This is a genomic window from Bacillus cereus (assembly GCF_002577405.1).
Taxonomy (GTDB): Bacteria; Bacillota; Bacilli; order Bacillales; family Bacillaceae_G; genus Bacillus_A; species Bacillus_A cereus_AU.
The window spans coordinates 206,031-218,398 of the sequence record NZ_NULR01000006.1 but is presented as its reverse complement, the minus strand read 5'-3'; the positions used below and the strand labels follow the sequence as shown (position 1 = coordinate 218,398).

Genomic DNA, 12,368 nt, shown 5'->3' with positions numbered 1-12,368 from the left:
GAAACCATTCTACCTACGTTAGGTAGAATGGTTTTTTAGTCGTTAATGCCAAATTGCGGATGCATAAAAGCCTCATTTTTATTATCAACTTCATTTTTTAGCAACTCTTGATTTTCTTCTGAAATCCACCCAATATCATTTGTGGGGTGTACCCATTCTTTCCCAGCCATAATGGCAGGATCTACTTCATCGCTCCAATTGTTAAGCGGACTGTTCTCGGAATTATATTTACTGTCTCCAATTACAACATCATATTGATTCACAAAAGGTTGTTGCATCTTTTTTCCTGTGCCTTTAAAAGATGGAAAGTTCATTTGATGCGGGAGCGTCTCGTCTAAAACTGGCGATTGGATCGTTTCTTTCTCCTTCAAAGTCATCGCTCCTTTTTGTAATGGCTTGTTCGTATGTAGTATTTCCATATATAAGCTCTTATGTACTTGTTAACACTTGCCAGTAATAATTATTGCGGGTTGTTTCAAACTAGAATAGAAAGTTATTTCTTGAGAGCAGGTGAATGTATTGGTGAAAAGAAAAGTGAAACAAAATGCGGCAATCAACAATAATAAAACTCCGAAAGAAAGCTTACCAGATGCAGAATTTGCATTAGAGTATGAAGGAGAAAATAGTGCGAAGTATGCAAATCGTAATTCAAAAAAAGGTAAACAAAAATGAGGCGTTTTTTACAAACGCCTCATTTTTTTGTGGGATTATAAAGGTTTTTTTAATTATTTGTAAATTTAGTGTTTATTATTAGCAGAAAAATGTGAAAAAACATAGAAGTAGCAATGTATTACACAAAAACAACCAACAAACAAAAGATTAATGTTGGTTTAATACTGCTTTTACACTAGTTGTTTATATTTGAGTTGTACATAAGATTTGTAAAAGGAGAGAGAAACAGTGAAAAAAACAATCTTTAAAGCTGTAGCAACTGGAATGGTATTTTCGTTATTAATGGGGTGTGGTGCAAAGAAAGAAGAAAGTGCTGGAGCAAAAGTGAAAGATGATAAATTATCTGGATCATTAACTGTTTACACAGCGATTGAAGAAGAGCTTGTACCAATTTATCTTGATTCTTTCAAAAAGAAGTACCCAGATGTGAAGTTGAACATTGTTCGTGATTCAACAGGAGTTATTACAGCGAAACTACTTGCTGAAGGAAAAAATACACAAGCAGATGTTGTATGGGGAACTGCGGCGTCTAGTCTATTAGCTTTAGAGAAAAAAGATATGTTAAAAGAATACTCTCCAAAAGGAGCAGATCGTGTCCTTCCGCAATTTAAAGATGATAAGAAACCTGAAAAATGGGTAGGTAATACAGCGTTTATGACGGGAATTGCAGTGAATAAAGAAGAGTTAAAGAAGAAAAATTTACCGATGCCAGAATCATACGAAGATTTAACGAAACCGGAATATAAAGGAACGCTTGTTATGCCACATCCCGCTTCTTCTGGAACAGGATTTTTAACAGTTTCTGCATGGCTACAAATCATGGGTGAAGAAAAAGGCTGGGATTACATGAAGAAACTTCATGATAATATGGCATCTTATACGCATTCAGGTTCAAAACCAGCGAAATTAGCAGGAGCAGGTGAATATCCAGTTGGTGTATCAATGGTTTATAGTGCGTTAAAAGAGAAACAAAAAGGTGCACCAGTTGAAGTTGTGCTGCCAAAAGAAGGATTAGGCTGGGAAGTAGAAGCGAACGCACTTATTAAGAAAGATAATGCTAAAAACGATAAATTAGCACAAGCATTTTTAGACTGGGCAATTACAGATGATGTAATGAAGTTATATTTCGAGAAAAATGGATTTGCGACAATTAAAAATGATTATAAACTTCCGGATGGATTCCCTAAAGATGTTACTGAAAAATTATACAAAAAGAATGATTTCAAATGGGCAGCAGAAAATCGTGACAAAATTTTAGAGCGTTGGGAAAAAGAGTTTGGCCAAAAAGCAGAACCGAAAAAGTAAGTGAGTGGGAGAGAGGAAAATGAGCGAATATTTATCAATTCAACACATTCAAAAAAAGTTTGATGCATTTACAGCGTTAAAAGATATTTCTTTTACTGTGAAAAAAAATGAGTTTGTTTGTTTATTAGGCCCAAGTGGTTGTGGGAAAACGACGTTGCTTCGTATTTTAGCTGGGCTAGAAGAACCAACGACAGGCAGTATAGCTGTGAATGGAAAAGATATTACAGCATTGCCGCCTGGAAAAAGGAATTTTGGAATGGTCTTTCAATCGTATGCACTATTTCCAAATTTAACAGCACTTGAAAACATTGAATACGGCTTAAAGACAAAAAAATATGGAAAAGCAGAAGTAAAAGAGAAAGCACTTTCCGCATTAGAACTTGTAGATTTGCTGAATGTAAAAGATAAATATCCTGCTCAAATGTCTGGTGGACAACAGCAGCGAGTAGCACTTGCACGTGCGCTCGCTCTGTCTCCTGACATTTTGTTACTCGATGAGCCGTTATCTGCTTTAGATGCAAAAGTGCGTGAAAAGTTGCGTAGAGAAATGCGTGATTTGCAAGAAAAAGTGGGAGTAACAACTATTATGGTAACGCATGATCAAGAAGAGGCATTAACGATGGCTGATAAAATTGTTGTAATGAATCATGCGGAAATTATGCAGATTGGAACACCAGAGGAGATTTATCAAAGACCAGCCAATCCGTTTGTGGCAGATTTTATTGGTTCTATTAATTTCTTTTCGAAAAATAACGAAGAACATGCAATTCGTCCTGAACATGTAACAGTTGTACAAAATAATGGTATGAAAACAGTTGTAGAAAGTATGGAATTTCGCGGATCTGTATACCGGGCGGAAGTGCGGGTTATAGAAGAGAAAACGCATCTTTATAATGAGAAAATTGTTGTGGATATATTGGCATCAGAAGTAGAAAAAACTGCTATTAGAAAAGGAAAGCCAATTCAAATCTCTTTCTCAGAAAATCATATGTTGTCATATGGAAAGAAGGTCATTGTATAGATGGTGATGCTAGAAAACTATCAGGCAGCAAGTACGAAAAAAAAGATTAAGAGACGTATCGGAAAAGAGGAATGGATCCAAAGGCTCATAATTATTGGTATGCTTCTTTCCTTTCTTATCATGCTTGTATTACCGTTATTACAACTATTTACACAAGCCTTTTACGATAAAGATGGAGCGTTCGTTGGTGTTGCGAATTTTAGTAAATATTTCACAACACCCACGCTAGTGCAATCATTACAAAATACGATATGGATTTCGGGCGCTACAACAATTATTTCAGTTACACTCGCATTCGCTTACGCATATGCGATCGCTCGTACAAATGTTTTTGGAAAACGCGTATTTCAATACGTAGCGTTGTTACCATTATTCGCACCGACGATGATGCATGGTATTGCGCTTACATATTTATTTGGTAATCAAGGGTTAATAACGAAAGGGATGTTCGGTTTATTTGAAGGTATACAAATTCCTTTATACGGACCAGTAGGAATTGTAATGGCTGAAGTTATGTATACATTTCCACAAGCATTTCTTATTTTATTAATTGCTTTCCAAGGTTCTGATTACCGTTTATATGAAGCTTCTAATATGTTAGGAGCGAGTAAAACAAAGCAATTTTTCACTGTTACTTTACCTAGTGTAAAGTACGGATTAATTAGTGCAATGTTCGTTGTGTTTACACTTAGTTTCACTGATTTTGGAGCACCAAAAATTGTTGGTGGACAATATAATGTGCTTGCAACTGATGTATACAAACAAGTAATTGGACAACAAAATATGCCGATGGGTGCTACTGTCGGAATGATTTTATTAATCCCAGCTATATTTGCATTTGCAGTTGATCGTTTTACACAAAGAAAGCAGGCGAACTTCTTATCTTCAAAAGCAGTACCGTACAGAATAATAGCTAATAAGAAAAGAGATGTAATTTCATTTATATATTGTAGTGTAATTACACTTATGATTATTCTTTTGTTTGTTGCGGTTGGTATCGCTGCAAGTGTGAAAGTATGGCCGTATAATATGAGTTTTACATTTGAGCATTTTAATTTTTCGAGTTTAACAGGAGATGGACTTGAAGCGTTTAAAAATAGCGTAATTGTCTCAGCAGTTACAGCGGTTATTGGGGCAATTTTAACATTTATATTCGCATATGCAATTGAGAAAATAGACCAGCTACAATTTTTCCGAAAAACAGGTTACTTTTTCTCTATCGTGCCTTTAGCAATCCCAGGTTTAGTACTTGGATTAGGATACGTTTTTTTCTTTAGTCAGCCAACGATTCAAATTCTTGGACTATCAGTAACGAATCCGTTTCATTCTTTATATGGAACAATCGCTGTGTTAGTACTAGTAAATATCATTCATTTTTATTCTGTAACATTCGTTACGGCAACAACAGCTTTAAAGAAACTTGACCGAGAGTTTGAGCTTGTTTCGCAGTCGATGGGTATTCCGTTTTATAAAACATTCTTCCGAGTAACAGTACCGATGTGTTTACCAGCCATTTTAGAAATGGTTATGTACTACTTCGTAAATTCAATGGTAACTGTCTCAGCAGTCGTATTCTTATACGCAGCTGATTTTAAGCTAGCTGCCGTATCAATCGTAAATATGGATGATGCAGGAAATGTGGCACCAGCTGCCGCGATGAGTGTACTTATTGTTGTTACGAATATTGTAGTGAGAGTCTTATATGAATGGGGAACGAAAGCACTTCGTAACCGAACTTTACAATGGCAAAAAAGCTAAGTAAGAAGGGTGATGGATAGAATGAAAATTGAAGCAGTTATTTTTGATTGGGCAGGTACGACAGTTGATTACGGATGTTTTGCACCACTGGAAGTATTCATGAAGATTTTCTATAAACGTGGAGTTGAAATTACAGCAGAAGAAGCACGTAAGCCAATGGGATTATTGAAAATAGATCATGTAAGGGCACTAACAGAGATGCCTCGTATTGCGAATGAGTGGGAGCGTGTTTTCGGACATTTACCAACTGAAGCAGACATTCATGAGATGTATGAAGAATTTGAAGAAATTCTCTTTACTATTTTGCCACACTATGCCACGCCAATTGATGGGGTGAAAGAAGTAGTTGCTTCATTACGTGCAAGAGGCATTAAAATTGGCTCAACAACTGGTTATACGAGAGAAATGATGGACATTGTTGCAAAAGAAGCAGAAATACAAGGATATAAACCCGATGTTCTTGTGACGCCAGATGATGTTCCAGCAGGCCGTCCGTACCCTTGGATGTGCTATAAAAATGCGATGGAACTTGGTGTGTATCCGATGAATCATATGGTAAAAGTGGGAGACACAGTGTCAGATATGAAAGAAGGCAGAAATGCTGGGATGTGGACAATCGGTGTAATCCTTGGCAGTAGTGAGCTTGGTTTAACGAAAGAGGAAGTTGAAACTATGGACCCGGTAGAACTTCGTGAAAAGATGGAAGTAGTTCGTAATCGTTTTGTTGAAAACGGGGCTCATTTTACGATTGAAACGATGCAAGAACTCGAGAGCGTAATTGAACATATCGAGAAACAAGAACTTATTATTTCATAAAAGGGGCATAGGATCATGAATGAAAATCATTACTTATTATTAACGCCAGGACCATTAACGACAACCAAAACAGTAAAAGAAGTTATGTTATACGATTGGTGTACGTGGGATGTTGAATATAACACGATGGTACAGGAAATAAGGGCTAAACTTGTATCGTTAGCAACGAAGGAAGAAGAGAAATATACAACGGTTTTAATGCAAGGAAGCGGTACGTTTTCAGTTGAAGCAGTGATGGGTTCTGTTATTCCTACAGACGGAAAGCTTCTTGTTTGCACAAATGGTGCTTACGGTAAGCGCATTGTGCAAATGGCAGAGATGTTACATATAGATGTGGTGGTCAGTCAAACAGAAGAGTGGGAACCTACTAATATTATAGAGGTTGAAAAGTTATTGCAAGAAGATAAAGAGATTACTCATATTGCAGTTGTTCATTGTGAAACAACAACAGGCATTATAAACCCAATTGTAGATGTATGTAAATTAGGAAAGCAGTACGAAAAGGTTACAATTGTTGATGCAATGAGTAGTTTTGGTGGTATTGAAATAGATATTGCTGAGTTGCAAATTGACTTTTTAATTAGTAGTGCAAATAAGTGCATTCAAGGTGTTCCGGGATTCGGATTTGTAATCGCAAAGCGTGCTGAATTACTGAAGTGTAAAGGGCAAGCTCGCTCTTTATCTCTTGATTTATATGATCAATGGGAAACGATGGAAGAGCAAAATGGGAAATGGCGTTTTACTTCACCTACACATGTTGTACACGCTTTTTATCAAGCGCTACTTGAACTAGAAAAAGAAGGCGGAGTAAGAGCGCGTTACAATCGATATTACAACAATCAAAAACTATTAGTGAATAGAATGAAAGAAATCGGCTTTAAGTCACTAGTAGATGAAAAATATCAATCGCCTATCATTACATCTTTCATTTATCCAGAAGAGGACTTCGAGTTTCAACAGTTGTATAACGAGTTAAAGCGTTATGGATTTGTTATTTATCCTGGGAAAATTTCGAAAGTAGATACGTTCCGCATTGGAAATATCGGTGATGTACATGAAGAAGATATTAATCGCTTAGTTGATAGTATTGCTAAAGGAGTCGTTATAGGATGAAAGTATTTTGCTTAGGTGGAGCAGGTAAAATTTGTCGTGAAGCAATTTTGGATTTAGTTCAATATTCATCATTTGAGACGATTACAGTAGCCGATTTTAATGAGGAAGAGGGCCTTAAAGTAGTAGAATGGCTCAATGATCCTCGTGTTGATTTTGTGAAAGTAGATGTAACAAATCATGAGGATACAGTTGCAAAAATGAAAGGCTATGACATTGTTATGGACGGTACGACGATAAAGTTAAATGGCTTGTCTACTCGCTGTATTGCAGATGCTGGCTGTCACGGTGTGAACTTAAATGGATTTGGTGAAGAAAATGAATCCCATTCTATATTTGTTCAAAATGAAAAAACATGTCTACCTGGATTTGGTATGACGCCAGGTGTAACGCAAATGATGGCCATGCATGCAGCAAATCAGTTAGATACGGTGGAGTCTGTTCGTGTAAGCCACGGTTCGTATCGTCCAATGGCTTTTTCTGCATCAATTACAGAAACAACGACATATGAATATGATCCACATTTACCATCGCGTACAGTGTATGAAGATGGTGAGTTTAAGCAAGTACCCCCGTTTGCGCGCCCGAGAGAAATTGAATTGCCAGCGCCTTACGGTACAACAACTCAGTATATAATCCCGCATTCTGAAACGTTTACGTTAGCAAAGGCGTTAGAAAATAAAGGCGTCAAACTGATAGAGACGAGAGGAACTTGGCCGCAGCAAAACATGCAGCTCGTACGTGCTTTATATGATTACGGCATATTGCGTAATGATCAGATTGAAATAAATGGTAAAGAGATTGGTATTATGGATTGCATTTCGAAGTATCTACTAAAATCGAAGGAAGGACAAGAAACAGAGCTTTATGGTTATGCGCTTCATGTAGAGGTAGTAGGTATGAAAAATAATCAAAAACAGCGACATGTGTTATACCATACGCATCCGCTATCTGATGGTTCTGTAGTAGGCTGGGAGAAGTTAAGAGCTTATACAAGAAATGTTGGAATCCCATTTGGAATCGCTACAGAGTTAATTGCAAAAGGAGTAGTTAATAAAGTTGGTGTTATTACTCCTGAATTCGCTTTTGAAAATCCACAAATGATTTTTGATGAACTAGAAAAGCGTGGTATTCATATTCATGAAGAGATTTCTACTTACAAAGAAAATTATAACTTTGTATAAGCAAGGAAGTTTATGAGATAGATATAAATGGGGTGAAGCTATGTCTGTAGTAGGAGAAGAAAGAAAGCGAACTATTCTTGAAAAGGTAGAGTTTAAAGGGAAAGTGAAGGTTTCAGAATTAGCGAGAGAATTTGCTGTATCAACAGAAACAATTCGTCGGTATTTAGAAGAATTAGATCGTGAAAAAAAATTGAAGAAAGTATATGGTGGAGCCGTTCAACTTCCGGGAGCTGGGATAGAGGCACCAATGTTAGAACGAGAGATGTTGCATATAGAAGAGAAGAAAAGAATTGGTTATAAAGCAGCAACGTTTGTGGAAGATGGAGATGTTATTGCGATTGATGATGGGAGTACACCACTTCAAATGGTACCATATCTTGTTCATCGTAAAAATTTAACGATTGTGACAAGCTCTTTTCCAGTAGCGACACAATTAATCTCTTCTATTAATAAAAAGATGTTTCACGGTGAAGTTTTATTTATAGGCGGGAAAGTATCTCCAAAACACTCACGTGTGTCGGGATCTATTTCGCAGCAAGTAATCCATCAATTTCATTTTCATAAAGCATTCGTTTCGATTGATGGGTTATTGCCTAGTTTTGGAGTTTCTAGCTTTGAATTAGAAAAAGCGAAACTGTCAGAAGCGATGATGAAATTAGCGGAAAAAACATATATTCTATGTGATCATACAAAGGTAGGCGTAAAGGGAAATTATCGAATAGCAGCATTTTCTCGTATTCAACACGTCATTTGTGATAAGAAAATGCCTTATAGTTTTGAAGAAGAAGTCAAAAAGCATAATATTCAATGGACAGTGTGCTAAATAAAGTGAAAGTATCGAGACACCCGCTTAATTTTTAGGAGGGTGTCTTATTGTCCACAAATAAAGGGATAAAAGATTTGCATTTACGCAAGAAATGGACACATTTTCTTACTTCCTTCATATAATTTACCAATATAAAAAAAGTTGGTCGGAGGAAAGAAGGGGTAATATGTCAGAACGGATTTATAACAAACTGGTATTGTATACAAATATCTTACAAAAAATCGGTGTAATTAATGAGAAGGAAAAAAGTGAAATTCTTCATACATTAAGTAAAAAAGCCCTTTGAATAAAGGGTTTTTTATTTTTTTCTTTGAAAATATAAATGTAATGTAATATTCTCATTGACAATGATAATGAGTTTCATTATCATTTATTTGTGAGTAATTGATAATCTTTATCAATTGAATAATTATATACGATAGGAGATATTATTTTGAAAAAAAATTATATTAAGGCGCTAGTAGTAGCAACAACATTAGCAATTCCATTTGCTGCGTATTCTACTCCAGCATTAGCAGCAATAAAAATTGAAGCAAACCAGTCGGTAGCAGCAGCGAGTGATCGCACGTATGATACTGAGATTAAAATTTATAAGGATCAAAAAGACGAGCCATCTATGGTTTCTCAATACATAAAAAATCCTAAAGTAGCGATTGAAGACGGGAAAAAAATTGTTACTGTAACAATGCAAGATAGCGATTATTTTCAATATCTTAGAATAGAGGATAAAAACCAACCTGGTGTATTTCATGATGTGAAAGTTTTGTCAGAAGATAAGAGGAAAAATGGAACGAAAGTAGTTCAATTTGAAATTGGCGAGTTTGAGAAGAAGCATAATATGCAAATGCATATACTTATTCCGGCTATTGGATATGACCATAAATATCAAGTTCAGTTTGAAATTGTAGATCCAACTTTAGGCAACAAAGAAACTGAAAACCCAGATGATAATTCTAATTCAGGTAATACGGGAACAGATGATCAAGTCGACAGTCAAAATATGATAACAGATAAAAAGTTAAGAGAACTTGTTAATAAAAAGGTATTTAATAGAAAAGATGTAGATACACCAATTACGAAAGAGGAATTATTACAAGTAAAAGACTTGTTTTTAAATACGAATGAGATTCTTGATTATAGTGCATTAAAATATATGCCAAATTTAAAATCTTTAACAGTTGCAAATGCGAAGATAAAAGATCCGTCATTCTTTACGAACTTAAAGCAATTGAAACATTTGGCTTTACGCGCTAATGAAATTGTAGATGTAACACCACTTGTTAAGATGGATAATTTAGAATCTCTTGATTTAAGTAATAATAAAATTACGAACGTTGCACCACTAACGGAAATGAAAAATGTTACAAGTTTATATTTAGCAGGAAATCAAATTGAGGATGTAGCACCATTAGCGAAAATGGAACAATTAGATTACTTGAATGTGGCAAACAATAAAATTTCAAATGTAGCTCCGTTAAGTAAGTTGAAAAATGTAACATACTTATCTTTAGCAGGAAATCAAATTGAAGATATTACACCGCTTTATACGTTGCCGTTAAAAGATTTAGTATTAACACGTAATAAAGTGAAAGATTTATCAGGCATTGATCAATTGAATCAATTACAAGAGTTATGGATTGGGAAAAACGAAATAAGAGATGTTACCCCTCTAAGTAAGATGACACAGTTGAAAGTTTTAAACTTACCTAACAATGAGTTAAAGGATATCACTCCATTATCAAGTCTAGTAAACTTACAAAAACTTGATTTAGAAGCAAATTATATTTCAGACTTAACACCAGCTAGCAATTCGAAAAAGTTAGTATTTCTAAGTTTTGTTGCAAATGAAATCCGTGATGTTCGACCAGTTGTAGAGCTAAGTAAAACAGCTTACATCAATGTTCAAAATCAAAAAGTATTTTTAGAGGAAACAGAAGTAAATAAAGAAGTGAAAGTACCTGTATACGAAAAAGATGGTAAAATCTCTACAAAAATTCGTTTGAAGAGTGAAGGTGGTACGTATAGTAACGATGCAGTGAAGTGGAGTACACCAGGTGAGAAAGTATATGAATTTGGTGTTAAAGCCCCATTTGCGGATACAGGAATATTTTTCACAGGTTCTGTTATTCAAAATGTAGTAGAAGGTAAAGAGGACAATACATCTAAAGAAGATGAGAAAATAGAAGTAGTAGAATTTAAAGATGTGCCAAAGGGTCACTGGTCAGAAAAAGCAATTAACTATTTAGCGAAAGAAGATATTTTTAAAGGATATGGAAATGGACAATTTGGATTTGGTGATCATATTACTCGTGGACAAGTTGCATCTTTAGTACAAAGGTACCTGAAATTAGAAAGTAAAGTCGATCAGAAAGAGCTGTTTACGGATACGAAAGGGCATATGTTTGAGCAAGATATTGCTACAGTTGCACAAGCTGGAATTATGCAAGGAGATGGTACTGGAAAGTTCCGTCCAGATGGAGTATTAACTCGATATGAAATGTCAGTAGTACTACAAAAAGTATTCCAGTTAAAGGAAAACAAAAATAGTGTAGAGAGCTTTAAAGATGTACCAACTGGTCATTGGGCAGAAGGATATGTGAAAGCTTTAGCGGACAATGATATATCAAAAGGCGATGGGAAAGGAAACTTTTTAGGTGATGACTTCGTAACACGTGAACAGTATGCGCAATTTTTGTATAACGCAATAATGAAATAAAAAATAAGAAAAATACGTTATTCTTTAAATAAGAAGAATAACGTATTTTTTTATGTACGAAATGAAGAGGACAATAAGTATATGAATGGCCCATTTTATAGAAGAGCTGTGAAACCATATTGACAAAAAAGCATTCTCATGTGATAATTCAATTAAATTTTTAGAATAATCAAAAAATATTCCTTTTACATAAAAAGGATTCGAACCTTATATGAATATTACGCCGGGGGTGACGAAATGTTATTTTTTCTGAAGAAATGGAATGAATTAAAAGATGTGAAGTCTGAATTGGCACTTCGTGATTGGTTTTATGGTACGAAAATTAGTTTATCGTTATGTACGTCAAAAGAGCCATTAACATTTTTAGTGAATGTCGAGGGAAGAGATAAAGGGTTATTTTCAGAAGAAGATTTTATTGTCGTAAATTGCATGTGTGAGCCAGTCTTTGAAAATGAAGAGAAACCAGCTGTTGAATCATTTATGCATGCGGATATTTATAAAAAAAGTAGTGCAGAATGTATTTTACAAGTGCAGACTGTAGATAGTCATTTAATATCAGAGTTATATGGAAAAGAAGGAGAAGTAACATTTGATAAACGCAGCGTGGAACGTGTTTTTGGAAAAGAAGGCATAACAGAAATGACCATTCCGATTGTAGAAGATGAAAAAAAATTCGCTGATTTATTAGAAAGTAGTGTTCCAAATTTTATTGAAGGTGGAGGAGTAGTTCTTGTTCACAATTATGGCATGATTGTGTGGGGGAAAACGCCAGAAGAAGCGAAAAAATGGCTAGAGGGTATAGAATATTTAATGAACTATCACGTAAAGTTGTTAATGATTAAAGGTGCGAAAAGTTCTGTTATATAAAAAAGTTTGTGATGCTGTTACAAGTCAATAAATAAATGAAAGCGTTTTAAAAATAATTTTACTCATAAAATATAGGTCTCCTTATTATATATA

General features: G+C 35.1%; 11 protein-coding genes. 10 read left to right on the top strand and 1 reads right to left on the bottom strand.

Annotated features, from left to right (window positions below):
* Window positions 1-35: 35 nt before the first annotated feature.
* Window positions 36-419: a DUF3905 domain-containing protein gene (locus tag COC96_RS09510; RefSeq protein WP_141535941.1), complete on the bottom strand. Its 384-nt coding sequence runs from the start codon at window positions 417-419 to the stop codon at window positions 36-38.
* A 103-nt stretch (window positions 420-522) separates the two neighbouring features.
* Between COC96_RS09510 and COC96_RS27525 the strand changes: the two genes are divergently transcribed.
* From COC96_RS27525 to COC96_RS09450, 10 genes are all read left to right on the top strand, one after another.
* Entirely contained in the window at window positions 523-672 is a 150-nt protein-coding gene (locus COC96_RS27525; RefSeq protein WP_000824298.1) for a hypothetical protein, read from the top strand.
* 228 nt (window positions 673-900) lie between these two features.
* A complete protein-coding gene (locus tag COC96_RS09495) occupies window positions 901-1,977 on the top strand; it encodes a putative 2-aminoethylphosphonate ABC transporter substrate-binding protein (RefSeq protein WP_097903480.1) in 1,077 nt (358 codons plus the stop codon).
* Window positions 1,978-1,996: 19 nt separating this feature from the next.
* Window positions 1,997-2,998, top strand: a complete 1,002-nt coding sequence (locus tag COC96_RS09490; protein WP_098269123.1) for a putative 2-aminoethylphosphonate ABC transporter ATP-binding protein — start codon at window positions 1,997-1,999, stop codon at window positions 2,996-2,998.
* Entirely contained in the window at window positions 2,999-4,756 is a 1,758-nt protein-coding gene (locus tag COC96_RS09485; RefSeq protein WP_142339981.1) for a putative 2-aminoethylphosphonate ABC transporter permease subunit, read from the top strand.
* A gap of 21 nt (window positions 4,757-4,777) precedes the next feature.
* Window positions 4,778-5,572: a phosphonoacetaldehyde hydrolase gene (gene phnX, locus COC96_RS09480; RefSeq protein ID WP_098768682.1), complete on the top strand. Its 795-nt coding sequence runs from the start codon at window positions 4,778-4,780 to the stop codon at window positions 5,570-5,572.
* Between the two features lie 15 nt (window positions 5,573-5,587).
* On the top strand, window positions 5,588-6,685 hold the full coding sequence (gene phnW / locus COC96_RS09475) for a 2-aminoethylphosphonate--pyruvate transaminase (protein ID WP_098269125.1): 1,098 nt from the start codon (window positions 5,588-5,590) through the stop codon (window positions 6,683-6,685).
* On the top strand, window positions 6,682-7,866 hold the full coding sequence (locus tag COC96_RS09470; RefSeq protein ID WP_098768681.1) for a saccharopine dehydrogenase family protein: 1,185 nt from the start codon (window positions 6,682-6,684) through the stop codon (window positions 7,864-7,866). The genes phnW and COC96_RS09470 overlap by 4 nt, the downstream gene beginning before the upstream one ends.
* A gap of 40 nt (window positions 7,867-7,906) precedes the next feature.
* Window positions 7,907-8,689: a DeoR/GlpR family DNA-binding transcription regulator gene (locus tag COC96_RS09465; protein WP_097903485.1), complete on the top strand. Its 783-nt coding sequence runs from the start codon at window positions 7,907-7,909 to the stop codon at window positions 8,687-8,689.
* 436 nt (window positions 8,690-9,125) lie between these two features.
* Complete coding sequence (locus tag COC96_RS09455; RefSeq protein ID WP_142339980.1) at window positions 9,126-11,408, top strand: NEAT domain-containing leucine-rich repeat protein; 2,283 nt, start codon at window positions 9,126-9,128, stop codon at window positions 11,406-11,408.
* Window positions 11,409-11,645: 237 nt separating this feature from the next.
* Window positions 11,646-12,275, top strand: a complete 630-nt coding sequence (locus COC96_RS09450) for a class II aldolase/adducin family protein (RefSeq protein ID WP_097903488.1) — start codon at window positions 11,646-11,648, stop codon at window positions 12,273-12,275.
* Window positions 12,276-12,368 lie beyond the last annotated feature (93 nt).